Here is a 23,734-nt window from a genome sequence, read left to right as displayed (position 1 = left end):
TTGGGGAAAGGAGTAATGTGAAATGAATTGGAAAATTGGTTTGCCGCGGGCCTTGTTTTATCATACTTATTTTCCCTTATGGACAACCTTTTTCGAGGCCTTGGGTGGGCAAGTGATTGTCTCACCACCCACTAATAAGATTATTTTAGATGAAGGTATTCAAAGTGTGGTAGCGGAAACATGTCTGCCTGTTAAAATTTTTTTCGGACATGTACAGGCTTTATGTCAAAAAAACCTTGATTATTTATTTGTTCCCCGTTTAATTAGTGTAGAAAAAAAGGCTTATATTTGTCCAAAATTTATGGGATTACCTGATATGTTGGAGGCTAGTAAAATTAAACATCCGCCTTTAATCAAACCGGTAATTAATCAGGTGAAAACAAATCAGGTAAATAGTTTTTTGTGTGATTGTGCCGCACCATTTACTACTAAATGGTCAAAAATAAAAAAGGCTTGGCAAAAAGCAATGCAGGAACAAAGGGACTATGAACAGAAATTAGTAAAAGAAATTAAAACAACTGATTTAAATATTTTAATTCTGGGTCATGATTATAATCTTCATGATCATTATTTAAATTTAGGTTTATGGGAAAAACTTCGTAGACTGGGTTGTACGATTATTTTGCCTTCACATTTTCCTCAAAGGGAAAGAGAAACTCATTTACAAAAGTTTCCTAAACTTGTTTTTTGGACTTATGGAAAGACCCAATTAGGTGCTGTTTATAGTTTTATGGAACAACCGGGTTTAAAAGGGGTAATTAATTTAACTTCTTTTGGCTGTGGAATTGATTCTTTTATGGATAGTTTAATTATTAGACGTTTAATTGAACGGCAAATTCCCTATCTAAATGTTATTTTAGATGAACACAGTGGTAAAGCCGGGTTATTTACGAGATTGGAAGCTTTTGTTGATATTATTCGTTGGAGGAGTGATAACCATCAAGATTACATTTCCTCATATGGGTACAATGTGGGTACCTGTCAAAGGGATGCTGGAACATCTGGGTCTAGAGGTGATTGTGCCGCCCCCTTGTACTAGAAAAACATTATCTTTGGGAGTGCGTCATTCACCGGAATTTGCTTGTTTGCCTTTTAAAATAAATATTGGAAATTTTATTGAAGCAAAAGCAATGGGGGCAGATACTTTCTTAATGATTGGCGGTTCCGGTCCGTGTCGTTTTGGTTTATATGCTCAATTAGAAAAAGAAATATTAGAGGATTTGGGAGTAGGTTATCAAGCCATTATTATCGAACCACCGGAAAAAGGCTACTTGGAATTTGTGAAACGCATTCGTAGTACTATTGGACCTTTACCTTGGTGGAAAATTATTCAGGCAGTACGCCTTGGTTATAAAAAAGCCATTTTGGTAGATGAATTGGAAAAACTGGTGCAGCAAATACGTCCCCGAGAAAGGGCCTTAGGAACTGCGGAGCGAATCTTTAAAAAGGCTCTTTTAAATATTGATGCCACTACTGAAACTCATGAATTAGAAGAAGCTTATGGCTTGGCAAGAGAAAAATTATTACATATTCCTCTCAAAGAAGTTGATCAAGTTTTAAAAATTGGTCTAGTGGGGGAGATTTACACTCTACTTGAACCATTTGCTAATTTGGAAATAGAAAAAAAGTTGGCTGCCCAAGGGGTATATGTACGCCGTTCACTTTATTTAAGTGAGTGGATTAAAAAGCATATTTTGACTTTAAATATTTTTAATTTAAAATCGCGTCAATATGAAATGGAAGCCAGCCCTTTTTTGAATCATTTTGTAGGTGGTCATGGTTTGGAAAGTATTGGGGCGGGAGTAGCTTTTGCCAAACAAGGTTATGATGGTCTTATTCAAGTGGCTCCTTTAACTTGTATGCCGGAAATAGTGGCTCACAATATTTTCCCGCAGGTAAGTAAAAAGTGTAAAATACCTGTATTAAATATCTATGTAGATGAACAAACCGGTGAAGCTGGTTTAGAAACTCGCTTAGAAGCCTTTGTTGAATTACTGCGAGCTAAAAAAAGGCAGGTTTCGACATTAAGGGTTACCTTGTCTTAAAATTATTGCTATAATGGAAAGGAGTGAAAACTAGTAGGGAGTGAAATTTAATGAAATTACAGGGAACCATGACTATTAATACCCAAGGTCATTTATGTATCGGTGGGTGTGATACCCTGGATTTGGCCAAAGAATTTGGTACACCACTTTATGTAATTGACGAAACTTATTTACGTCAAAATTGTCGAGACTATTATCAGGCTTTTGTTCAACCTTTTCCGCAAAATAAAGTGCTCTATGCCAGTAAGGCATTTTTAACTATGGCTATGGTTAAAATAATTGCACAAGAAAAATTAGGTTTAGATGTAGTTTCAGGGGGAGAATTATTTACGGCTTTACAAGCTGGTTTCCCGGCTGAACAGATTTATTTTCATGGTAATAATAAGTCAGCTGTGGAAATTGAAGAGGCCCTAATTAATCGTGTTGGTCGTATTGTGGTTGATAGTTTTCGGGAATTGGAATTAGTACATGATCTTTGTTTAAAATTGGGCACTACTGCCCGGATTTTATTAAGAATAACTCCCGGGATTGATGTTTCCACACATCAGCATATTCGAACAGGACAGATAGATTCTAAGTTTGGTTTGCCGATTATTACCGGCCAAGCATTGGCAATTGTTAAGCAAGCACTTTCTTTGGAGACTATAGATCTAAAGGGTTTACATTGTCATATTGGTTCGCAAATTTTGGAGATTGCCCCTTTTCGTAATACTGCGGCAGTAATGATGGATTTTTTAAAGGAAATTAAAGTTGAAACTGGACATGAATTAGAAGAATTAAATTTGGGTGGGGGGATGGGTATTTATTATGCCTCTGGTGATGAACCAATTGCCATCAAGGAATTTGCTTCGCCAATAATGGCTCTAGTTCAAAGAAAAGCACAGGAATTAAAAATTGAGATACCAAAAATAATAATTGAACCAGGACGTTCAATTATTGGTCCAGCGGGTATTACTCTTTATACTATTGGTACTGTGAAAAAAGTACCTAAAATTCGTACCTATTTGGCTGTTGATGGTGGTATGGGTGATAATCCTAGACCAGCACTTTATCAAGCTAAATATGAGGCTGCAGTGGCTAATAGAATGTTAGCCCGATCAACTGAAATAGTTTCTATTGCTGGCAAATATTGCGAAAGTGGTGATTTGTTAATAAAGGATATTAAACTTCCGGAAGCTACTTGTGGGGACCTTTTGGCTGTTTCTGCAACAGGTGCTTATAATTATTCCATGGCTAGTAATTATAATCGGCTGCCGCGTCCTGCCGTAGTCCTAGTGAACCAAGGAAAGGCTGATTTAATTGTTGCCCGCGAAACTTATCAGGATTTAATTCGTCATGATTTAATTCCTGCACGACTTAGTTCTCCCAGCTAGTTCGGGGGTGGTTTTTTGATTTTCATTATTAAAGGTTTAATTGTTATCTTGCTTATATATTTAATCTTGGAAATAATGGCGTTGTTTAATAAAAAAAAACCAAGGGAATAAATTATTATGGTATCACGATATTTACCAGCTAATAAAATTATCGATTGGTTGATTTCGCAGACAGCAAAGCCGCTGTTTTTAGTAGGTGGTGCAGTACGTGATGCCCTTTTGCAGAGAAAAAGTCGTGATTATGATTTCTTGCTTGAGGGAGATAGTATTGCCTTGGTAAAGGGTTTACAGAAAAAATTTGCCGGGGAAGCTATTTTTAATCCCCGTTTTTTAACAGCTACTTGGAGAATAGGTGATTTAATTTTTGATTTTGCCACAGCTCGAGAGGAAATTTATCTCGAACCAGGTGCCTTACCATTGGTTAAACCTACTAACTGGTTTAATGATTTAAAAAGAAGGGATTTTACTATTAATACCCTCTTAATTCCCCTTGAAGAAAATGGTTGGGGTGAAATTATTGATTTGTTTGGGGGAAAACGAGATTTGGAAAGGGGCCTTTTACGTATTCTATCAGCAAGTAGTTTTCGGGATGATCCTACACGAATCTTACGTGCCCTGCGCTATCAAAATCGTTTAGGTTTTAGTATTGCCGGTGAAACTTTGAAATTATTAAAGGAGAGTTGGCCTTATTTACAAAAGATTGCTCCTCGCCGCAGATTTAAGGAATGGCGTTTATTATGTGCCGAAAAAGAAGTAAGCAAGAATATTCAAGCTATTTTTTATTTAGGAGGCTGGACTGCTTTTTTTAAAAGTCTTTCATTTTATCCCGATTGGGATGAAAGTAAAGCTATTTCCAAGTGGGATACTTATTTGGCCTTGCTTTTAGCCCGAGAGCCTGAAAAACTAGATGAGTTGGCCGAATATTGGGGATTGTATCCTCGGGAACGGAGTAAAATAGAGCGGGCTTTAAAATGATTGGAGGAGGATATTAATGGGAAGTAGTTGGCAAATAATAATTATTAGTTTACCGGCAATTTTACTGGCTTTAAGTGTACATGAATTTGCCCATGGTTATGTAGCCTATCGTTTGGGGGATCCTACACCAAAATATCAGGGGAGATTGACTCTTAACCCTTTAGCACATTTAGATCCTATTGGTACTTTATTATTAATTATTGCTCGTTTTGGTTGGGCTAAACCGGTAATGGTCAATCCGGCTAATTTTCGAATTAATCCCCGCAAGGGAATGCTTTATGTTGCTCTAGCTGGACCTTTATCCAACCTTCTGGTTGCTTTAGCTGCTGGTATATTATACACTTTATGTATTAAGTTTCAGGCTGCTTATTTTTGGTTAGTTTTGACTGAGGCCCTTTTGGTAATTGATCTTTGTTTGGCTGTTTTTAATTTAATTCCCATTCCTCCTTTAGATGGTTTTAAAATTTTGTCCGGATTATTACCAGCTGGAGGGTATAGGTTTTTAATCCAATTGGAGGCTTATGGGCCATTTATTTTAATTTTTGTGGTAATTACGGGGTTAATTGGTTATATTTTAGGTCCTTTAGTTAATGGTTTACTTTATTCTATTATGTTAATTAGTGGTTTTATAGTTGGTTTATAGGAGGGTAATTTTGAATGTCGCAGGGAATAGTTTTTAGTGGTATGCGTCCTACCGGGAGACTGCATATTGGTCATTTGAGTGTTTTAGAAAATTGGTTACAATTACAGGATGAATATCAGTGTTATTTTGGTATTGTTGATTGGCATGCTTTAACTACCGCTTTTGAAAATACGGAAGAAATTCGGGAAAATAGACATTTGATGCTTTTAGATTGGCTCAGTGCTGGTTTGGATCCGGAAAAATGTGCAATTTTTATTCAATCAGCTATTAAGGAGCATGGTGAATTACATTTGCTTTTTTCCATGATTACTCCACTTTCCTGGGTGGAACGGGTGCCTACTTTTAAGAGTCAAATCGCTCAATTAGGCAGTCAAGGCAAAAACATTTCTACCTATGGATTTTTGGGTTATCCGGTTTTAATGGCTGCCGATATTTTAGTTTATCGGGCAAATACGATTCCAGTTGGTGAAGATCAATTACCTCATATCGAATTTACGCGTGAATTGGCACGTCGTTTTAATCACCTTTATAATTGTGAACTTTTTCCCGAACCACAAGCAAAATTAGCTCAAATAGCCATGCTGCCGGGAGTAGATGGTCGAAAAATGAGCAAAAGCTATAATAATGATATTCCGTTGAGTGCTTCTACTAAGGAAATTTGGGATAAAGTACAAATGATGGTTACTGATCCGGCGAGAATTAAAAAAGATGATCCCGGTCATCCTGAGGTTTGTTTAGTTTATGCATATCATCAACTTTACCGCACAGAAGTAGAGGCAATAAGTACAGCTTGTCGGCAGGGAGAAATAGGTTGTGTAGAATGTAAACACCGCTTAGCTAAAATTATTGACCAACAATTAGCACCGATTCGGCAGAGACGAGAAAATTATCTTAATAAACCAAAGCTGCTTGCCGAGATTTTAGAAACTGGAGCCCAAAAAGCACGTGTAAAAGCAGCTGAAACAATGGAATTGGTACATGAGGCCATGCGGATATAGAGGTGGGAGAATGAATTATCGGGTAAAATTACCCATTTTTGAAGGTCCTTTAGACCTTCTCTTGCATTTAATTGAAGAAAATAAAATTGATATTTATAATATTCCTATTGCAATCATTACTCAACAGTATTTAGATTATTTAGATAAAGCCCGGGAAATAGATTTAGATTTAACCAGTGAATTTATTGTCATGGCCTGTACATTATTGGCTATTAAAGCCCAAATGCTTTTACCTCAACCAGTGGTTGAACCTGAAACAGAGGAAGAGGGGCCTGATCCTCGGGAGGAATTAGTTAAAAGACTGCTTGAATATAAAAAATATCAAGAAAAAGTAAAGACTTTTGAACAATTAGCTGCCGAGCAGGCAAAATGTTTTCCTCGTCAGATAAATGAAAAGGCTTTATTAGAAAAATTTCCTCCACCTAATCCCATTGGTTCTATAACTTGGCAAGATTTGGTTGCTGTTTTTGAAAAAGTATTAATTCAAAAAAAAGGGCACACTAAGCCAATTTCGCTGCCCAAAGAAGAGATTACTATTCAAAAACAGCTCAACTACATTTTAACTCAATTAAGCCAAAATCCGCAGGGACTTTCTTTTTACCAACTAATTAATCAGGCCGTAAGTAAAGAGGAAGTAATCGTAACCTTTTTAGCTCTTCTTGAATTAGTAAGGTTAAAACAAATTTTATTAAAACAAAAAAAATTATTTGATGATCTTTATCTTTATTTACTTCATTCAGAGGAGGAATCTTTTAATGCCGACACTTTTTCCTGATGAAACAAAAAGCATTATTGAGGCCTTGTTATTTGTTTCTGATGAACCTCTTTCTTTGAAAACTATGGCTGAAATTATCGACTGTCCCCAATATGATCTTAAAATATTGTTAAATGAAATTAAAGCCGATTGTGAACGTGAAAGAAAAGGGTTTTGTTTACAAGAAGTGGCTGGGGGATATTTTTTTACTACACGTCCAGAATATGCACCTTATATTGAAAAATTGGTTAAACCACGTTTAAATACGTTAACACAAGCTGCCCTAGAAACCTTGGCTATAATTGCTTATCAACAACCTGTTACTAAAGGTAAAATTGATCAATTAAGAGGAGTTAACAGTGATAGTGCCTTAAATACTTTGTTAAATCGGGATTTAATAGCCGAGGTAGGGCGTGAGGAGGCACCTGGTAGACCTATTTTATATGGTACTACGGCTAGTTTTTTAAAATATATGGGCCTTAAGGATTTACAAGAATTACCGAAATTATAAAAGGGTAGGATGTTTTCCTACCCTTTTATTAATTCTAGCACCGTTTTTTTCAGGTTTTCTAATTTCTTTTCTGCTTCCTTCTGGTTTTTGCCAATAGCGGAAAAATAAAATTTTACTTTAGGTTCTGTACCTGAGGGGCGAAAAGCAAACCAGGAATGATCATTATAATGATAAGCAAGTACTTTGGATTGAGGAAAATCAAGTTCGGAAATTTCATTGGTGATTAAATTATACCTTTTGCCAAGTTCAAAGTCCCTTTTTTCTACTGCTTGTAATGAGGCTGCTTTTGGGACTTCTTGTTTTAAGATGGACATGATTTCGGAAACCATTTTTTGATTTTGTACCTCCATAGAAATTAAATCTTCGGCGAAATAACCATGCTCTTGATATAATTTCTCCAAAACTTCTAAAAGGTTTAAGCCTTTTTCCCAATAATAAGCGGTTAATTCGGTTAATAATAAGGCGGCAATATTGGCATCTTTATCCCTTGTAAAAGTGTCGACTAAATAGCCGTGACTTTCTTCATAACCGAAAAGAAAAGTGTATTTACCTGTTTTTTCGAAATTCCTAATTTTTTCACCTATGTATTTAAAACCGGTTAAGGTTTCCAAGGTTTCAATTCCGTAAGCTGCGGCAATTTTCTTCCCCAAATCATTGGTAACCACGGTTTTAATTAGTACACCATTGTTAGGTAATTTGTTTTTTAGTTTAAGTTGACTAAGGAAATATTCTAGGATTAAGGCTCCAATTTGATTACCAGTTAAAAAATGATATTCATCTTTCACTCTAATGGCACAGCCCAAGCGGTCACAGTCTGGGTCTGTAGCAATAATTAAATTAGCCTTTTTTTCGCAAGCTAATTTAAAGGCTAATTTAAAAGAAGAAATGCTCTCTGGATTTGGTATTTTTACGGTAGAAAAATAGGGATCAGGTTGGGCCTGTTCTTCAACCACAAATAAATCTAGGTAGCCACTTTCTTTTAACAAGGTGGGAATAAAGCTCATTCCCGTACCATGTAGGGGAGTAAAAACAACTTTTAGCTTTTTCTTAGGTTTAGCTTGGGAAAGGTTTCGAACTTTATTTAAATATTTTTGATCTATTTCGGAAGTAAGTATTTGTAACAATCCTTTTGTTTTTGCCGTTTCTTTTTTAATCGTTTTTACAGTATGTAAAATATCTACTTGTTTAATGGCTAAAGTTAAATTATCTAGAAAATGGGCTGCAATTTGGGCACCATCTGGACCATATACTTTGTAACCATTATATTCTGGTGGATTATGACTGGCGGTGATCACAACTCCGGCAGCACACTTTAATTCCCTAACAGCAAAGGATAATAAAGGTGTAGGACGTGGTTCCGGGAAAACCAGTGCTTGAATACCATTAGCTGCTAATACTAAGGCAGCTTCTTCAGCAAATTCCCGGGAATACATGCGGGTATCATAGGCAATTACAACTTTTAATTCATCGCTTTTTTGGTTTTCAATTAAATAATTGGCTAATCCTTGTGTTGTCTTCCTAAGAGTATAAATATTCATACGATTTAAGCCAATGCCCATGATTCCTCTTAAACCCCCAGTTCCAAAAGCTAATTCGGAACCGAAAAGTTCCACGATTTTTTCCGGATGAGCCCGCAATTTTAATAATTCTTGTTTACTTTGGGAATCAATGATTTCCGATTGCAGCCAACGCTCGTAAATTTGTAATGCATTTTGGTTCATTTGTTATGTTACCTCCTATATTTGCGAATTGGCAAAACTGTTTAATTAAATTTTATATAAAATAATTGTATAAGTCAATTTTATCAGTTAATGTCTTTGGTTATACTAAAAGGGAAAATATAGTGGAAAAGGGGAGAAGCATGCTTATTTTTTTGGTGATTATAATTTTGTTCATCTTTTTTTTCCCTTTAAAAATTAAGCTGAGACTTTCCCCTCAGCTTGATTGTTTTTATTTTTATCTTATAGTGTTTAAACAAAAAGTTTTGCAATTACCAAGTCTGCCTATTCCTCTTTGGGGTAAGATTACCGAAAAAAAATTTTGGAAGCGGCGTATTTTTAAAGATACAGGCAAGTCAACAAGTTTTTTACGTTTAGTGTGTTTAAAACAAATCTTGATTGATTTTTTACCACAAATCATGAAAAAAATTAAACTGAAGAAGTTTTGTTTTCATATTGAAATGGCTCTTCCCGGTCCTGCCCAAACAGCCTTAGGTGTTGGTGTTTTATGGGGTTTATGGGGTGCATTAAGTACACAATTAGTACTTAATGCTGCTAATAATCAAATAATTATTAAGCCCAATTTTCAGGCTCAAAACCTTTTTTTAATTGATTTTTCTTGTATATTGGAACTTACTTTAGGTCATATTATTATTATCCTTTATTCTTTATACCGGGGAAAAAAATAGTTAGGGGGAATTAGCTCAATGCAAGAACATCCAATTGAAGGTTTAATGAAAACAGCAATGGAAAGTATTAAGGAAATGGTAAATATTAGTACAGTAGTTGGTGATGCTGTTGAAGCCCCGGATGGAACAGTAATTATCCCTGTTTCCCGTGTGGCTTGTGGTTTTGCCGCTGGAGGTAGTGAGTTTGGTTTTTTTTGTGGTAAAAAAAACAAACCTATCGAAGAAGATGAGGTTTTGCCCTTTGGGGGTGGAAGTGGAGCTGGTGTCTCCGTTAAACCGGTAGGTTTTTTAGTAGTGGGTCATGGTGAAGTCCGTTTAATGGTCGTAGATAGTAGAAATGCTTTTTTAGAACGATTAATTGATACAACACCTGAATTAATAGATCAGTTGCAAAATTTAGTTTGTCAAAAAGAAAAAAAGACATTTAATAATGACCCACAGATTGAAATTATGGATTAATACCCTGCTTTTGTTCTAAAGACTGTCCTTCTTTCATAAGTTAACTAAAGAAAAAGAATGGACTAGGGGTACTAATGATCAATTTGATTTGGTTAGTAATGATCGGTATGGGTATTGTTTTAGCCGGTATACGCGGACAACCGGAAATTATAACTGAGGCCATGTTTCAGGCAGCTCAAGCGGCGGTGAAATACGCACTGGAATTAATCGGGATTATGAGTCTTTGGTTGGGGTTTATGAAAATAGCCGAGGAGGCGGGCTTAGTAAAGGCTCTTGCTAAAATATTACGTCCTTTTACTCAACTATTATTTCCTTCTCTGCCAGCTAATCACCCAGCTGTAGGCTCAATTATTATGAATTTCAGTGCGAATTTGCTCGGTTTGGGGAATGCAGCTACCCCTTTTGGTTTAAAGGCCATGCAGGAATTACAAAAAATTAATCCCCAAAAAAATGAGGCTAGTGAAGCTATGTGTACTTTTTTGGCCATGAATACTTCTAATATTACCCTTTTGCCAGCAACTATAATTGGTATTCGTTTGGCCGCCGGATCAAAAAATCCCACTGAGATTATTGGTACAACATTGTTTGCAACCACACTAGGTTTTATGGTAGCCCTAATTACCGATAGAATAATGAGTTGTCTTTATCAAAGGAGAAGGGGAGGGTAATGCAAACAATATTTTATGAACTTTCTCGTTGGGCTATTCCCGGCTTTATTTTTTTTATTTTGCTTTATGCCGCTTTTCAAAAGGTTAGAATTTATGAAGCTTTTGTGGAAGGTGCCCAAGAGGGAATTAAAATTGTGGTAAAAATAATTCCATTTTTAATTGCCATGATGATGGCTGTGAGTGTTTTTAGACAAGCCGGAATAATCGACCTCTTGGAAAAATATGCTGGGCGTTTTTTTCCTGCAGAAATATTGCCTTTAGCCCTAATGCGGCCTTTGTCCGGAGGTGCTGCTTTAGGCATTGCTGTGGAAATAATTAATACATATGGACCTGATTCCTTTTTAGGACGTTTGGCCTCGACGATGCAGGGCAGTACTGATACCACATTTTTTATATTGGCAGTTTATTTTGGTTCTGTGGGAGTTAAAAAATATCGCTATTCATTGGGAGTAGGTCTTTTTGCTGATTTAGTAGCTTTTTTGGCTTCATTATTTATTGTTAGTTACCTTTTTTAGATATTAGAATTTATAATTTTAAGGAAGCTTTTTTAGTATATAATAATTATGAGGTGAACTTTGGTGGAACGTTTACAAAAATATATTGCTCGCTGTGGCATAACTTCACGGCGTAAAGCAGAAAAAATGATTATTAATGGTTTGGTCAAGGTAAATGGGAAAATAGTTACTGAATTGGGGTTTAAGGTTGCACCTGGAAAGGATCTTGTCGAAATTAAGAATCAGAAAATTTCTACTCCAGATGCTTATGTATATTACTTATTAAATAAACCACGTCAGGTGGTAACTACTTTGTCAGATCCCCGGGGAAGACGAAAAATTATTGATTTATTGCCAGAGGTAAAAGAACGTATTTATCCGGTAGGACGTTTAGATTACAATTCTGAGGGACTTTTGCTGTTGACCAATGATGGTCAATTGACCAATCGCTTGACTCATCCCCGTTATGGGATTACTAAAACCTATTTGGTATTAGTTGAGGGACAGGTCAACAAAAATACTATCAGAAAATTGGCAAAGGGGATTCTTTTAGAAGATGGTCCTACTTATCCGGCAAAGGTAAAATTACTTGAGCTAAGACCGCAAACAACTCTGTTAAAAATAACCATTAGTGAGGGCCGCAATAGACAGATTCGTAGAATGTGTAAACATGTAGACCACCCGGTAATTTCTTTAAAAAGAATTTGTTTTGGACCTTTGGAATTGGGAGATCTAAAAAGTGGGGCTTATCGAAAATTAAATAATGAAGAAATTAAGGATTTAAAAAAAGTTTGTGGGATAAAATAATTAAAAAGATCAATACTAAGGAGAATTCATGAAACAAATTTATCCGAAAAAGATGGAGTTTTTGTTGCTAATTTGTTTTTTGATTTGCTTTTTACTAGTCTTTACCATTCAATTATTGCATTTATTTCCCGCGTTTAACAGTAAATTAAATTTGGCTATTTATTTAGAGGGTGAACCATTTTTAAATGATCATTTACAATTGGCAGGAGGAATTAGTTCAATTCCTTGGGCCAATTTAACTTTAAAACTAATGAATTATCCACAAAGACCTGATGTAGAAATAATTATTAATGGTGAAAAAATTGCCGATTTTTCCCGTAATGAAGTTAGTTTTAATGTTAAAAAAGGTGATTTAATCACTTTGTTCAATCCTCAAACTGAATTACCTGTTCTTGTTAAGGTTGATAAAAAAACACCCAATATTCTTGTACCTAGTTTAGAAACACAAGTAAAAGGTGTTGGTAGGATTTATTTAGCAACTATTAGCCTGAAATAGTTGCTATTTTAATGTCCTTATAATAAAATTTTAATTGATAATGAATGTAAAGGTTGGTTTGTAATGACTGGTTCTAAAAAAATTGCAGCTGCGGCTATTAAAATGTCTTTAACTGAAAGTCGGGAGGCTGAACAAAAATTAAAGGATGAGTTTTCTTTGGTTGGTATTCGAACCGCGGCTGTTAATATCGGTGGAGAATATATTACTTCAATTAAGAAAATTATTGAAAGAGCGGTTGTAGCAGCCAAAAGAGAAGGAGTTATTACAGATAGTCATTATGATGAAGGGGCTATTGCTGGGGCTACGCGTGAGGCTCTATCGCAAATTATGCCCAAAGCATTGGGTTTAAATGTGGGAGGGAAAATAGGGATTGCCCGACAGAAGGATCATTTGAGTGTTGTCGTTTTTTTAGGTGTCGGCTTGCTGCATTTGGATGAGGTAGCTATCGGTTTGGCACATCGTGTGGCACCCTTTAAAGAAGTATGAGAATTTATGGAATTCGCGGAGCAACAACAGTTGAGGCTAATACATCAGAAGCTATTTTAAAAGAAACTAAACATTTACTTAGGGCTCTTTTGGAGGCAAATAATTTGCAAACTAAGGATTTAGTTAGTATTATTTTTACCACAACACCTGATTTGACAGCCGAATTTCCTGCTAAAGCTGCTAGATTAATGGGCCTAAATAAAGTGCCACTGCTTGGTGCTGTGGAGGCAAATGTTTCTCATGGGCTGCCTTTGTGTATCCGCCTTTTGCTCCATGCTTATTTAAAAACAGATACTAAGGTTTGTCATTTATATTTAAATAGAGCGGTTGATTTACGGTCAGATTTATAAGCAATCTTCTGAACTTTTTCGGGAGATTGTTTTATTTTCTTAGTTAACTTTATCATAAACTATGATAAAATAAGGGATGATTAAAAAGGAGGAGTTAGTCATTCAAATTACGATTGATGGTCCAGCTGGGGCAGGTAAAAGTACGATTGCTAAAAAACTTGCGGATAAATTAAGGTTTTTATATATTGATACTGGAGCAATGTATCGGGCAATTACATATACTGCTTTACAACAAGGGATCCCCTTAGATGATGAGGCAGCCTTGGCTAAATTGACTACTTCTGTTAATCTTGATATGGTACAACAAAAAGAGGCTAAACCTAAAATTTATTGTAATGATCTAGATCTTACCCTGGCAATTCGGGAACCTTTAGTTAGTCGGCATGTATCTCAGGTAGCCGCACACGGTTTGGTTAGGCAAGAATTAGTCAAATTACAGCGTAAATTGGCCCAAAAAAATAATGTTGTTATGGATGGTCGAGATGCAGGTACAGTAGTTTTGCCTAATGCTGATTGTAAAATATTTTTAACAGCTTCTTTGAAGGAAAGAGCACGGCGGCGTTGTTTAGAATTAAATGCAGGAGGACATCGGCACACTTTAGAAATGGTTAAAGCAGATTTGGCACGTCGTGATACTTATGATCAAAATAGAAAAGCAAGTCCCTTAATTCCGGCAACTGATGCCGTAATTATTGACACTACTTTTTTGACTCCCGCTGAGGTTGTCCAAAAAATTCTTGATTTAATCAAGGAAAAGGAAAGCGACTAATTATGCTTTATGCTCTTTTAAAAAATCTAATAAAATTTTATTTGTTAATTTTTAACCATTGGCAAATTAAGGGTCAGGAAAACATTCCACAGGAGGGACCCCTTGTTTTAATTGCTAATCATGTTTCCCTTTGGGATCCGGTTGTTTTTGCTTGTTCTGTGAATCGCCCGGTTTGTTTTATGGCTAAAGAAGAATTATTTCAGATTCCTATTTTAGGTAAGTTAATTTCACGTCTTAATGCTTTTCCGGTAAAACGCGGTCAAGCAGATCGCCGGGCTATACGACAAGCAAATAAATTATTAAAGGAAAATAAAGTTATTGGTCTTTTTCCTGAAGGTAAAAGGGGTGAAACCGGAAAATTGCTTCCTTTTCATCCAGGGGCTGCACATTTGGCTTTAAGGGCCCAAGCCCCAATTGTTCCCTTGTACCTTGAGGGTACAAGGACTACATTTCCACTCACTATTAGGGGTAAAATAAAAGTAAGGATTGGTGAACCCTATTATTATTCACTATGTGAAGGACAAAAAATTTCAGCAGATGATTTAGCAAAAGTAACCACTGAAATTACGGCTAGAATGAAAAGCCTAATGAAGGATGTGTAAGACTATTGGAAATTATTGTAGCTGAACATGCCGGATTTTGTTTTGGTGTAGAGAAAGCAATTCAGGCGGCGGAAAAAGCCGCTCGCCGGGAACCTGTTTTTTCTTTAGGGCCACTATTACACAATAAGCAGGAGACTGCACGTTTGAAAAAATTGGGCATTATTGAAAAAGATGAGCTAATGGAAAAAGGGGCAGTTTTAATTAGGACTCATGGTGTCGGTCCCCAAACTTATGAATTATTAGAAAAACAGGGGAGTAAAATTATTGATGTTACCTGTCCTCATGTAAAAAAAGCACAAAAAGTAGCACGTGAGGCAGCCGAACAGGGATATCAAGTCTTTATTTTAGGTGATCATCAGCATGTAGAAGTACAAGGAATAGTGGCCTGGACCGAAAACAAAGCAATTGTAATTAATTCTTTAGAAGAACTAAAAAAAATTAAATTAAAGGATAAAGTTGCCCTTTTAGCCCAAACAACTGAAAAAGAAACTAATTTCAACGAATTAGTAGCTTATCTACAAACACAGCCGCTAGATTTGAAAATTTTACCAACGATTTGTTCGGCTACACGAATTCGGCAAAAGGCCGCCGTAAAACTAGCAAAACAAGTTGATCTAATGATTGTTATTGGCGGCCGACATAGTTCCAATACTAAAAAATTAAAAGAAGTCTGCCAAAAATATGTAACTACTTATCAAGTAGAACAGGCGGATGAATTACAACTCAAGTGGTTTCAAAATAAATTTAAAATAGGTGTTACAGCGGGGGCTTCAACTCCTGACTGGATTATTAAGGAGGTCATTGAACAAATGGAAGAATACAAAATGGATGTGCAAGAAGAAAACATGGAGGAAAGTAGTAAGCAAAATAATGTTGTAACAGAGGAGGCTGTTTTACCACAAACCGAAGAAACAACACCTAATTCAATAGATTTAGGGGAACAAATTAATATACAAACCTTTCGTCCCGGGGATTTAATTACCGGTACTATAGTCCAGGTAGCCAGTGATGAGGCCTTAATAGATATAGGTGGAAAATCGGAAGGTATTTTACCCGTAACTGAATTTTCAAACACTAAAGTTGATCTCTGTGATGTTTTAGAGGTTGGTGAAGAAATTACGGTAGAGGTCGTTAAAAAGGATGAGGAAGGTAATATTATTCTTTCACGTAAAAGGGCTCATTTTAATGAAATTATGGAACATTTGGCCCAAGTTAAGAAGGCCAATGAAATTATTGAGGCCCCAGTTATCGAAATAGTTAAAGGTGGTTTATTGGTTGATGTAGGTGTTAAAGGTTTTGTACCTGCTTCCCAAGTGGAATTATTTTTTGTTAAAGATTTTTCAGAGTATCTTCAGAAAGTATTACGTCTGAGAATTTTGGAACTGGAGCCGGAAAAAGGCAAAGTAGTTCTTTCCCAAAGGATTGTTCTTGCTGAAGAAAGAGAAAAGCAAAAAGCTGCTTTATTAAAAGATATTGAGGCTGGTCAAACTAGAAAAGGGGTAGTAAAAAGGCTTACTAATTTTGGTGCTTTTGTAGACTTAGGTGGATTAGATGGTCTTTTACATGTTTCTGAATTAGGTTGGCAGCGTGTTGATCATCCCTCTGATGTAGTCCAAGAAGGACAGGAAATAGAAGTTTATGTTCTAAGTGTAGATCGTGATAAAGAAAAAATATCCTTAAGTTTAAAAGAATTATTACCTGATCCTTGGCAGGAAGCCATAAAAAAATATGAAGTTAATAGTATTATTACCGGGAAAGTAGTGCGTATTGTTTCCTTTGGTGCTTTTGTGGAGCTTGAACCGGGTTTGGACGGTTTGGTGCATATTTCTAAAATCTCGAAACAAAGAATTGACACTGTTAGTGATGTTTTAGAAGTAGGTCAAGAAATACAGGCAAAAATAATGTCCATTGATGTGGAAAGAAAACGAATCAGCTTAAGTATTAAGGATGCCCTTATTGACGAAGAAGAGGCGAAATATGCTTCTTATTTAGGTCATCAAGATACTCAGGACTTAGTTACTATTGGTGATTTAATCAAGGAAAACCAAGGGGAATAAAAAGCTAAATTTTACTACTAATAATCCGGAAGCTTTTTTAAAATAATAAGCATAAAGCCTAAAACTTCCGGGAGGTATTAAATATGTTAGAATTTTTTCGTTCCCCATTAAAAAGCAAAGCAACAAAACAGGCTGTTACTATTACCTATAATGGTCCTTTGGCTCAAAGTGATGTCCCTATTATTTATGCTCATGTAGGAACAGGAGTAAATGAACAGTGGGAAAATATCAAGGATATCAAAATGGAAAAGGAAGGTACTGCTTGGCAAGCGGAATTAATACCCCAAGATGAGCAAATTAATTTTTGTTTTCACGATGGGGCAGGTAATTGGGATAATAATTACGGTTTAAATTGGAGTTTAAACCTTGATAAAAATGGCTGAGATTTTTCTCAGTCATTTTTTTTATGCTTGTTGTTACCAAAAGAAGGTGTTAAGATATAGTGAAGATTATCTAAAATGAAGGAGTAGAGGAAGTATGGGAAAAGAGGGTTTTTTAAAACGCAAAAATATTGAATTATCATTAAAACGGTATGCGATTGATGCTTTAGGAGCTATGGCCCTAGGTCTTTTTGCTTCCCTAATTGTTGGTTTAATTTTAAAGGTGATCGGGGAAAAAATAGGCATACAGTTCTTGGTTACTTGTGGACTCAAAGCGATGGGGATGTTGGGGCCGGCCATTGGAGTAGCGGTTGCCCATGGATTACAGGCTCCACCTTTGGTACTTTTTGCCTCCACAATAACCGGTATGGCAGGTGCGGAATTGGGAGGTCCAGCTGGTTGTTTTATAGCTGTAGTGATTGGTACCGAATTTGGAAAAATAGTTTCCAAAGAAACTAAAATTGATATCATTGTTACTCCCATGGTCACAATTCTTATGGGGGTGCTAACTGCACAATTTGTGGGTCCAGGAATAGCTGCCTTGATGAATGCTCTAGGTGATTTAATCATGAAAGCAACAGAATTAAAACCAATTCCCATGGGTGTTTTAGTTTCCCTGTTAATGGGTTTAGCTTTAACAGCACCTATTTCTAGTGCCGCTTTAGCTATTATGTTGGATTTAAGTGGTTTAGCTGCAGGTGCGGCTACAGTAGGCTGTTCAGCTCAAATGATTGGTTTTGCTATTGCTAGTTATCGTGAAAACGGTTGGAGTGGTTTAATTTCTCAGGGTTTAGGTACATCTATGTTGCAGATTCCCAATATTGTTAAAAACCCTTTAATTTTAATTCCACCAACACTAACTAGTATGCTTTTGGGGCCTTTGGCTACAACAATTTTTCAAATGAAAAATGTACCAGCTGGTGCAGGGATGGGTACAAGTGGTTTAGTGGGTCAATTTGGAACTATTGAAGCTATGGGTGCCAGCCCGAATGTTTTTTTAAACATCGTGATTTTACATCTTATTTTACCGGCAGTAATTACACTTTTAATTTCTGAATTTATGCGTCGTCGGAATTGGATTAAATGGGGGGATCTAAAGTTGGATACTTAGACCAAGTTAAAATCTTGGTTATTTTACTTCCGATAATAGACATTATGTTAACTTGATTAAAAATCGTCGCTGAGAATATGAAAAATAATCATTCTATATTATAATTATGATTAACGGAGGTATCCAAAATGCAAAAGGCCCTTTTAATTTATAATCCTTATTCTGGTGATCGCAGTATTCTTCACCAATTAGATTATATTTTAAAAAAAGCACAAGAAAATCAGGTAGTTTTATTTCCATACCGTATTGATAAAAATAGTAATCAGTTTTTAACCACTTTAAAACTTAATCAATTTGACTTTGTAATTCTTTCTGGTGGTGATGGTACCCTTCATACCACTATTAACTTTTTTTTAAAAAATAATTGTCATATTCCCATCGGTATTATTCCCGCCGGAACCTGTAATGATTTTGCTAGCAGTCTGCAGATCCCTACAAGTCTTGAAGACTGCTTAAAGGTTATTTTTGAGGGTAAAACTCGAGCGGTGGATTTGGGTTTACTCAATGATGAACATTATTTTTTAAACACTTGTGCTGGAGGACTATTTGCCGAAATATCCTTTAATACTAATGATGATTTAAAGCGGAATTTCGGGCCTTTGGCTTATTATTTAAAAGCTTTAGGTGAAGTAGCTTATAAAAAGGCATTTCCTTTAAAAATTACTACAGAAAGAAAATGCTTAAAAGTAAAAAGTCTTTTATTTTGTATTTTGAATGGTACTCATGGTGCCGGTTTTACTAATTTGATCAAGGATGCAGATATTTCTGATGGTTTAATGGATATTATTATTATTAAGGATTGTTATCCTCTTGATTTAGCTACCTTGTTTTTTCGAGTCTTAAGTCAAGAGGCCCTTGATACTAGACATGTAATGCGACTGCGGGCTAGTGAATGTCTTATCGAAGGACCTAGAGATGTTTATTTAAGTGTAGATGGCGAAAAGGGTCCTCCCCTTCCTTCCCGGGTAAAATTTTTGCACCAGGCTTTAAAGGTTTTCGTGCCCTAAGGGTAATGCTGATAAGTTTTTCCAAACCAGTGTTTGTAAAATAAATTAAATTATGTTACAATTTGAATAAATGTTATTTTGTGAGGAGGATGTTCTATGTATGAAAGTTTTGTAGATCTTTCACCAAGGCAAAGGGAAATTTTAAAGGTAATTGTGAAAGAAATTAAAAGTAAAGGTTACCCACCTACTGTTAGGGAAATAGGGAAAATAGTGGGACTGAAATCAAGTGCTTCAGTACATAATCATTTAAATCAGTTAGAGGAAAAAGGTTATATTAAAAAAGACCCGGCGAAACCGCGGGCTATTGAAATAATAAATGAGGCTCTAAAAGTTAATAAGGATTTAGTCAATGTGCCTATAATTGGACAAGTAACCGCCGGGAAACCTATTTTAGCTGTTGAAAATATTGAGGATACCTTCCCCCTTCCTTATGAATTTACGGGTACTGATGAAGTGTTTATGTTAAATATTAAAGGTGACAGTATGATAAATGTGGGAATTTTGGACAAGGATTGGATTGTTGTTAAAAAACAAAATACGGCTGAAGAAGGTGATATAATTGTAGCTATTATCGAAAATGAAGTCACGGTCAAAAGATTTTACCGCGGCCACAATTATATTCGTCTCCAGCCGGAAAATGATTTTTATAACCCTATTATTGTTCGCAGTGATCGTGAATTAAAAATTTTGGGTAAAGTAATTGGTTTGGTTCGTAAATTGAATTAAGGCTGATAACTAGTTATGGTTTTGCTTTTTTCAGCATAATCTTCTAGGGCCAAATAAATTAGTTTATTAAGTAGGTCTTCCTTAGAGATTCCGGAATGCTCCCATAATTTTGGATACATACTAATTTCCGTAAAACCAGGTAGGGTATTAATTTCATTTATTAAAATTTCTTCCGTATTCTTAGTGATAAAAAAGTCTATGCGGGCAAGACCTGAACAATCAAGGGCCCGATAGGCTCGAATAGCTAATTTTTGCATTAATTCTACCTGCTCATTTGGTAAATTAGCGGGAATATGCAAATGAGAAGTATTTAAAATATATTTGGCTTCATAATCGTAAAATTCATTACCAGGAACAATTTCCCCGGGGATAGATGCCTGGGGTTCATCATTACCTAAAATACTAATTTCAAATTCGCGTGCCTCTACTCCCTTTTCTACTATTATTCTTCGATCATAGCGTGCCGCAATTTTTAAAGCCTGTTTTAATTCTTTTCGGTTTTTAACTTTAGAAATACCAACACTAGAACCCAAATTAACGGGTTTTATAAAACATGGATAGCCTAGTTTTTCTTCAATTTTTAAGCTCAGGCTATCTTTTTCTATTTCCGAGCGTGATAATCCTAAATAAGGCACTTGTGGTAGATTAGCTTGTGCAAAAATATTTTTCATAATTATTTTATCCATGCCGGCAGCTGAAGCAAGTACACGGGCACCCACATAAGGTACTTGTGCCAATTCTAATAAACCTTGAATTGTACCATCCTCACCATAGGTACCGTGCAAGACCGGGAAAAAGATATCGGCTTTAGTGATTTTTTTTAAATTAGGTAAACTATAAATTTGGCCGCCAGAATTAGGAAAAGGCAAAATAGTAATTTTTTGTTCTTGAAATTCTTCAGGCCGAAAATTGGGTATTTGGGCAACGGGAATTGGTCCATACCATTGTCCATCTTTAGCTATACCTATGGGGAAAAGATTAAAGTTTTCTTTTAAACCTTGAGCAACTGAATACGCTGAATTAAGTGAAACTTCATGTTCACCAGAACAACCACCGAAAAATAAAGCTACCATTAATTTAGACATCTAATCACTCCCAGATTATTTTTATTCAAAACTGTTGTAGTATATTTCTTTTTTTATTGAGAAATAATATCGATTATGGGGGTGAATACAGTGAAAAAAAGACGTGTAGGTTGGTTAGTTACAGGTTTGGGTGCAGCTATGACTAAAATAGGTTCTAGAATGCGGGGTCCATTGGGTGCAGGTTTAAAAGGATTTGGAATTGCCCACATTATTTTAGGTACATTAAATATGTTAAAAACAACTCGTAAATGACAGGTTAATTCCGAAGTAAATTACTTTCCGGGAGTGTTTTTAAATAAAGATTTCTGCTGGGATAAGCTAATTTAATTCCTTCAGCCTCTAAAATCTGCAGTATTTTATAATTAACATCTTCCCGGACGTGTAAAAATTCCCTAAAAACAGTGGTAATTGTAAAAAAGTAAAAGTAAATTTGAAAGCCATTTTCACCAAAATCACGGAAATGAACATAAATTGCATCTTGGTGTATTTCCGGATGATTTTTTAACATTTGTTTTAGTTTCTGTAGACAATTCGTTAGTTTTTCTTGAGGTGTATCAAAGCTTACTGTTAATTCAAAATCGATACGCCTTTTTCCTCTTTTAGACCAATTAGTTATCGCTTCATCAGCTAAGGTGGAATTAGGTACGGTAACCAGTGCTTGGGTAAATGTTCTGATTTTAGTACTCCGGAAACCAATTTCCTCCACCGTTCCTTCTACTTGTGAAGTACTAATCCAGTCATTTAAGGTAAAAGGTTTGTCTAAAAGAATTACCACGCCGCCAAAAATGTTGGCTAAACTATCTTTAGCCGCTAAAGCGATGGCCAAACCACCCAAACCCAAACCGGCAATTAAGCCATTGAGATCATAATTCCATTCTTGGGCAATAATAGTAAAGGCGATTAAAACAAGCACCACCCGTAAAAACTTGGAAAGAAATACAGCTAAAACTTGGTCAATTTCCAAGTTTAATTTTGTTTGTAATTTTTTAAAGATAACTGATTCCAAATCTGTTAAATTATAAATCCCCCAGGTTATGAGGATTATAAATATTGAGCGTGATATCTTGGAAATAAATAGTGTTTGTTCACTTGTAAAAGGTGCAAAAAAACAAAAAACAGCTAAGTAAAAACCTAAGAAAATAAAGAAATAATGAATTGGTTTTTTAAAGGACAATAAAAGATTTTCGGTAAAAGGAATATGAACCTGTTTTACCATTTTTAAAACAAATTTAAAAATCAAATTTGTTAATTGATTTTTAATTAACCAAAAGAAAGTAATCAGAATAATTGCACAAGTGCTCCGAACCAATAAATGCGGTAAGGCCCCTATAAATTCGGAAATGAGCGATAAGTTCAAAAAATCAGCACCTCTCTTCATTTAAATCAATAAATTTATGTGGTGAAATAGTGGAAACAGCATGTTTATAAATTAACTGTTGTTTACCGTCAATATCCATAACTATGGTAAAGTTATCAAACCCTTTGACTAAGCCCTTTAATTGGAATCCGTTTATTAAAAATAGTGTAATTGGTATATTGTTTTTTCTAACTTGATTTAAAAAATTATCCTGTAAATTAAACTGTATTTTACTCATATATCTTTCCCTCCTTTATATTTTCTTTTATTCTGCACCTAAGCTTAGAGTCCTGCTTAGATATGCTAAGATTTGAGTTTTCACGTCTGGTGCTTTAATGTCAAACCATTTTATGGCTTTATTTCTTTTAAACCATGTCCACTGCCGTTTGGCAAAACGGCGGGTATCTCGTTTTATTAATTCAATGGCTGTATTTAAATTTATTTCACCTTGGTAATATTGTATTAATTGTCGATATCCCAATCCTTGTAAAGCAGTTAATTTCGGTGAATAGCCTTGTTTTAAAAGAGCAGCCACTTCTTCTAAAAAACCATTAGCCATCATTTTATCCACTCGTTTTTCAATATTTTGGTAAAGCAGATTTCGTTCCATGCTTAAACCCAGCATCACGGCATGGTAAAGTGGTTTTTGTTTAGCTGTGTCTTTTTTTTCGGAAATAAGTTTACCATTTGTAGCCTGATAATATTCTAAGGCTCTACTGACCCGTTTTAAATCATGTGGGTGAATTTTTCGAGCAGCTTGTGGATCAATTTTTTTTAAAAGTTGGTGGACATATTCTTTACCTTTCTGTTTAGCTAAGGAATAATAATAGCGGCGATATGGTAAAATGTCACCTTGACCGGTAAATTGGTAGGGATAAAGTACTGCATCAATATAAAACCCGGTACCACCAACTAAAAAAGGTAGTTTCCCCTTTTGGCTGATCTCTTTAATTTTTTCCCTAGCCAGTTTTTGGAAATCAGCTGCACTAAATGGTTCATCTGGATTACAAATATCAATTAGATGATGAACAATTCCTTTGGTTTCTTCGGGTTTAATTTTAGCAGTGCCGATATCCATTCCCCGATAAACCTGCATGGAATCTCCGGAGATAATTTCACCATTCATTTTTAAGGCTAAATCTACCGCTATTTTTGTTTTTCCTACAGCAGTGGG

The 23,734-nt window shown here is 35.5% G+C and carries 29 protein-coding genes; 24 read left to right on the top strand and 5 right to left on the bottom strand.

Going from position 1 to position 23,734, the window contains the following annotated elements:
* Positions 1 to 22 precede the first annotated feature (22 nt).
* The 8 genes from GX687_03705 (at position 23) to scpB (ending at position 7,299) form a co-directional block, all read left to right on the top strand.
* Positions 23 to 1,039, top strand: coding sequence for a hypothetical protein (locus GX687_03705; GenBank protein ID HHX96551.1), 1,017 nt, complete (start codon positions 23 to 25; stop codon positions 1,037 to 1,039).
* The gene (locus GX687_03700; GenBank protein HHX96550.1) at positions 939 to 2,045 is read left to right on the top strand and encodes a CoA protein activase; all 1,107 of its coding nucleotides are present in this window, start codon (positions 939 to 941) and stop codon (positions 2,043 to 2,045) included. The genes GX687_03705 and GX687_03700 overlap by 101 nt, the downstream gene beginning before the upstream one ends.
* Positions 2,046 to 2,095: 50 nt before the next feature.
* A complete protein-coding gene (lysA, locus tag GX687_03695; GenBank protein ID HHX96549.1) occupies positions 2,096 to 3,418 on the top strand; it encodes a diaminopimelate decarboxylase in 1,323 nt (440 codons plus the stop codon).
* A 117-nt stretch (positions 3,419 to 3,535) separates the two neighbouring features.
* Complete coding sequence (locus GX687_03690) at positions 3,536 to 4,393, top strand: CCA tRNA nucleotidyltransferase (GenBank protein HHX96548.1); 858 nt, start codon at positions 3,536 to 3,538, stop codon at positions 4,391 to 4,393.
* A 16-nt stretch (positions 4,394 to 4,409) separates the two neighbouring features.
* A complete protein-coding gene (locus GX687_03685; protein HHX96547.1) occupies positions 4,410 to 5,036 on the top strand; it encodes a site-2 protease family protein in 627 nt (208 codons plus the stop codon).
* Positions 5,037 to 5,050: 14 nt separating this feature from the next.
* Complete coding sequence (trpS, locus tag GX687_03680; GenBank protein ID HHX96546.1) at positions 5,051 to 6,034, top strand: tryptophan--tRNA ligase; 984 nt, start codon at positions 5,051 to 5,053, stop codon at positions 6,032 to 6,034.
* Between the two features lie 10 nt (positions 6,035 to 6,044).
* The gene (locus GX687_03675; protein ID HHX96545.1) at positions 6,045 to 6,809 is read left to right on the top strand and encodes a segregation/condensation protein A; all 765 of its coding nucleotides are present in this window, start codon (positions 6,045 to 6,047) and stop codon (positions 6,807 to 6,809) included.
* Positions 6,790 to 7,299, top strand: coding sequence for an SMC-Scp complex subunit ScpB (gene scpB, locus GX687_03670; GenBank protein ID HHX96544.1), 510 nt, complete (start codon positions 6,790 to 6,792; stop codon positions 7,297 to 7,299). The genes GX687_03675 and scpB overlap by 20 nt, the downstream gene beginning before the upstream one ends.
* 17 nt (positions 7,300 to 7,316) lie before the next feature.
* Here scpB and GX687_03665 read toward each other — a convergent pair whose 3' ends face one another.
* Complete coding sequence (locus tag GX687_03665) at positions 7,317 to 9,020, bottom strand: phospho-sugar mutase (protein HHX96543.1); 1,704 nt, start codon at positions 9,018 to 9,020, stop codon at positions 7,317 to 7,319.
* Positions 9,021 to 9,265: 245 nt separating this feature from the next.
* Here GX687_03665 and GX687_03660 point away from each other — a divergent pair, with 245 nt between their 5' ends.
* The 15 genes from GX687_03660 (at position 9,266) to lexA (ending at position 20,118) form a co-directional block, all read left to right on the top strand.
* Positions 9,266 to 9,706 (top strand): hypothetical protein, encoded by a 441-nt coding sequence (locus GX687_03660; GenBank protein HHX96542.1) that lies wholly within the window; start codon positions 9,266 to 9,268, stop codon positions 9,704 to 9,706.
* 18 nt (positions 9,707 to 9,724) lie between these two features.
* Positions 9,725 to 10,165 carry a sporulation protein YtfJ gene (gene ytfJ / locus GX687_03655; GenBank protein ID HHX96541.1) on the top strand — a complete coding sequence of 147 codons (441 nt, stop codon included), beginning with the start codon at positions 9,725 to 9,727 and terminating at the stop codon, positions 10,163 to 10,165.
* A 74-nt stretch (positions 10,166 to 10,239) separates the two neighbouring features.
* Entirely contained in the window at positions 10,240 to 10,833 is a 594-nt protein-coding gene (locus tag GX687_03650; GenBank protein HHX96540.1) for a spore maturation protein, read from the top strand.
* A complete protein-coding gene (locus tag GX687_03645) occupies positions 10,833 to 11,348 on the top strand; it encodes a spore maturation protein (GenBank protein HHX96539.1) in 516 nt (171 codons plus the stop codon). Before GX687_03650 ends, GX687_03645 begins: the two co-directional genes overlap by 1 nt.
* A gap of 60 nt (positions 11,349 to 11,408) precedes the next feature.
* Complete coding sequence (locus tag GX687_03640; protein HHX96538.1) at positions 11,409 to 12,134, top strand: rRNA pseudouridine synthase; 726 nt, start codon at positions 11,409 to 11,411, stop codon at positions 12,132 to 12,134.
* A gap of 52 nt (positions 12,135 to 12,186) precedes the next feature.
* Positions 12,187 to 12,630 (top strand): hypothetical protein, encoded by a 444-nt coding sequence (locus GX687_03635; protein HHX96537.1) that lies wholly within the window; start codon positions 12,187 to 12,189, stop codon positions 12,628 to 12,630.
* A 63-nt stretch (positions 12,631 to 12,693) separates the two neighbouring features.
* A complete protein-coding gene (locus tag GX687_03630; protein HHX96536.1) occupies positions 12,694 to 13,116 on the top strand; it encodes a hut operon positive regulator HutP in 423 nt (140 codons plus the stop codon).
* Positions 13,113 to 13,466, top strand: coding sequence for a chorismate mutase (gene aroH / locus GX687_03625; protein HHX96535.1), 354 nt, complete (start codon positions 13,113 to 13,115; stop codon positions 13,464 to 13,466). The genes GX687_03630 and aroH overlap by 4 nt, the downstream gene beginning before the upstream one ends.
* 76 nt (positions 13,467 to 13,542) lie before the next feature.
* The gene (locus tag GX687_03620) at positions 13,543 to 14,235 is read left to right on the top strand and encodes a (d)CMP kinase (GenBank protein ID HHX96534.1); all 693 of its coding nucleotides are present in this window, start codon (positions 13,543 to 13,545) and stop codon (positions 14,233 to 14,235) included.
* Positions 14,236 to 14,276: 41 nt separating this feature from the next.
* Positions 14,277 to 14,837 carry a 1-acyl-sn-glycerol-3-phosphate acyltransferase gene (locus GX687_03615; protein ID HHX96533.1) on the top strand — a complete coding sequence of 187 codons (561 nt, stop codon included), beginning with the start codon at positions 14,277 to 14,279 and terminating at the stop codon, positions 14,835 to 14,837.
* Positions 14,838 to 14,842: 5 nt separating this feature from the next.
* On the top strand, positions 14,843 to 16,894 hold the full coding sequence (locus GX687_03610; GenBank protein ID HHX96532.1) for a bifunctional 4-hydroxy-3-methylbut-2-enyl diphosphate reductase/30S ribosomal protein S1: 2,052 nt from the start codon (positions 14,843 to 14,845) through the stop codon (positions 16,892 to 16,894).
* Positions 16,895 to 16,977: 83 nt separating this feature from the next.
* On the top strand, positions 16,978 to 17,277 hold the full coding sequence (locus tag GX687_03605) for a hypothetical protein (protein HHX96531.1): 300 nt from the start codon (positions 16,978 to 16,980) through the stop codon (positions 17,275 to 17,277).
* Positions 17,278 to 17,371: 94 nt separating this feature from the next.
* Complete coding sequence (locus GX687_03600) at positions 17,372 to 18,385, top strand: PTS sugar transporter subunit IIC (protein ID HHX96530.1); 1,014 nt, start codon at positions 17,372 to 17,374, stop codon at positions 18,383 to 18,385.
* Between the two features lie 128 nt (positions 18,386 to 18,513).
* Positions 18,514 to 19,392 (top strand): YegS/Rv2252/BmrU family lipid kinase, encoded by an 879-nt coding sequence (locus tag GX687_03595; protein ID HHX96529.1) that lies wholly within the window; start codon positions 18,514 to 18,516, stop codon positions 19,390 to 19,392.
* A gap of 96 nt (positions 19,393 to 19,488) precedes the next feature.
* Positions 19,489 to 20,118, top strand: coding sequence for a transcriptional repressor LexA (lexA, locus tag GX687_03590; GenBank protein HHX96528.1), 630 nt, complete (start codon positions 19,489 to 19,491; stop codon positions 20,116 to 20,118).
* Here lexA and GX687_03585 read toward each other — a convergent pair.
* Complete coding sequence (locus GX687_03585) at positions 20,115 to 21,203, bottom strand: D-alanine--D-alanine ligase (protein ID HHX96527.1); 1,089 nt, start codon at positions 21,201 to 21,203, stop codon at positions 20,115 to 20,117. The two genes, lexA and GX687_03585, sit on opposite strands and share 4 nt — an antisense overlap.
* Positions 21,204 to 21,293: 90 nt before the next feature.
* On the opposite strand from GX687_03585, the gene GX687_03580 reads away from it, so the two are divergent.
* Positions 21,294 to 21,455, top strand: coding sequence for a hypothetical protein (locus tag GX687_03580; protein ID HHX96526.1), 162 nt, complete (start codon positions 21,294 to 21,296; stop codon positions 21,453 to 21,455).
* Positions 21,456 to 21,459: 4 nt separating this feature from the next.
* Here GX687_03580 and GX687_03575 read toward each other — a convergent pair whose 3' ends face one another.
* The 3 genes from GX687_03575 to miaA all read right to left on the bottom strand — a co-directional run.
* Positions 21,460 to 22,419: a mechanosensitive ion channel family protein gene (locus GX687_03575; protein HHX96525.1), complete on the bottom strand. Its 960-nt coding sequence runs from the start codon at positions 22,417 to 22,419 to the stop codon at positions 21,460 to 21,462.
* Between the two features lie 145 nt (positions 22,420 to 22,564).
* Positions 22,565 to 22,798: an RNA chaperone Hfq gene (hfq, locus tag GX687_03570; protein ID HHX96524.1), complete on the bottom strand. Its 234-nt coding sequence runs from the start codon at positions 22,796 to 22,798 to the stop codon at positions 22,565 to 22,567.
* Between the two features lie 27 nt (positions 22,799 to 22,825).
* Positions 22,826 to 23,734 (bottom strand): tRNA (adenosine(37)-N6)-dimethylallyltransferase MiaA (gene miaA, locus GX687_03565; protein HHX96523.1); only part of this gene is annotated, 909 nt, incomplete at its 5' end.

It is taken from the genome of Clostridia bacterium, from assembly GCA_012841935.1.
Lineage (GTDB): Bacteria > Bacillota > Peptococcia > DRI-13 > DTU073 > DUTS01.
This window is presented reverse-complemented; position numbering and strand designations above follow the sequence as displayed.

Bases quoted from the DNA above. Each gene is read 5' to 3' on its own strand.
- GX687_03705 (HHX96551.1), top strand. From the start codon at position 23: ATGAATTGGAAAATTGGTTTGCCGCGGGCCTTGTTTTATCATACTTAT.
- lysA (HHX96549.1), top strand. From the start codon at position 2,096: ATGAAATTACAGGGAACCATGACTATTAATACCCAAGGTCATTTATGT.
- GX687_03690 (HHX96548.1), top strand. From the start codon at position 3,536: ATGGTATCACGATATTTACCAGCTAATAAAATTATCGATTGGTTGATT.
- GX687_03685 (HHX96547.1), top strand. From the start codon at position 4,410: ATGGGAAGTAGTTGGCAAATAATAATTATTAGTTTACCGGCAATTTTA.
- trpS (HHX96546.1), top strand. From the start codon at position 5,051: ATGTCGCAGGGAATAGTTTTTAGTGGTATGCGTCCTACCGGGAGACTG.
- GX687_03675 (HHX96545.1), top strand. From the start codon at position 6,045: ATGAATTATCGGGTAAAATTACCCATTTTTGAAGGTCCTTTAGACCTT.
- scpB (HHX96544.1), top strand. From the start codon at position 6,790: ATGCCGACACTTTTTCCTGATGAAACAAAAAGCATTATTGAGGCCTTG.
- GX687_03665 (HHX96543.1), bottom strand. From the start codon at position 9,020: ATGAACCAAAATGCATTACAAATTTACGAGCGTTGGCTGCAATCGGAA.
- ytfJ (HHX96541.1), top strand. From the start codon at position 9,725: ATGCAAGAACATCCAATTGAAGGTTTAATGAAAACAGCAATGGAAAGT.
- GX687_03650 (HHX96540.1), top strand. From the start codon at position 10,240: ATGATCAATTTGATTTGGTTAGTAATGATCGGTATGGGTATTGTTTTA.
- GX687_03645 (HHX96539.1), top strand. From the start codon at position 10,833: ATGCAAACAATATTTTATGAACTTTCTCGTTGGGCTATTCCCGGCTTT.
- GX687_03635 (HHX96537.1), top strand. From the start codon at position 12,187: ATGGAGTTTTTGTTGCTAATTTGTTTTTTGATTTGCTTTTTACTAGTC.
- GX687_03630 (HHX96536.1), top strand. From the start codon at position 12,694: ATGACTGGTTCTAAAAAAATTGCAGCTGCGGCTATTAAAATGTCTTTA.
- aroH (HHX96535.1), top strand. From the start codon at position 13,113: ATGAGAATTTATGGAATTCGCGGAGCAACAACAGTTGAGGCTAATACA.
- GX687_03620 (HHX96534.1), top strand. From the start codon at position 13,543: ATGATTAAAAAGGAGGAGTTAGTCATTCAAATTACGATTGATGGTCCA.
- GX687_03605 (HHX96531.1), top strand. From the start codon at position 16,978: ATGTTAGAATTTTTTCGTTCCCCATTAAAAAGCAAAGCAACAAAACAG.
- GX687_03600 (HHX96530.1), top strand. From the start codon at position 17,372: ATGGGAAAAGAGGGTTTTTTAAAACGCAAAAATATTGAATTATCATTA.
- GX687_03595 (HHX96529.1), top strand. From the start codon at position 18,514: ATGCAAAAGGCCCTTTTAATTTATAATCCTTATTCTGGTGATCGCAGT.
- lexA (HHX96528.1), top strand. From the start codon at position 19,489: ATGTATGAAAGTTTTGTAGATCTTTCACCAAGGCAAAGGGAAATTTTA.
- GX687_03585 (HHX96527.1), bottom strand. From the start codon at position 21,203: ATGTCTAAATTAATGGTAGCTTTATTTTTCGGTGGTTGTTCTGGTGAA.
- GX687_03575 (HHX96525.1), bottom strand. From the start codon at position 22,419: ATGGTAAAACAGGTTCATATTCCTTTTACCGAAAATCTTTTATTGTCC.
- hfq (HHX96524.1), bottom strand. From the start codon at position 22,798: ATGAGTAAAATACAGTTTAATTTACAGGATAATTTTTTAAATCAAGTT.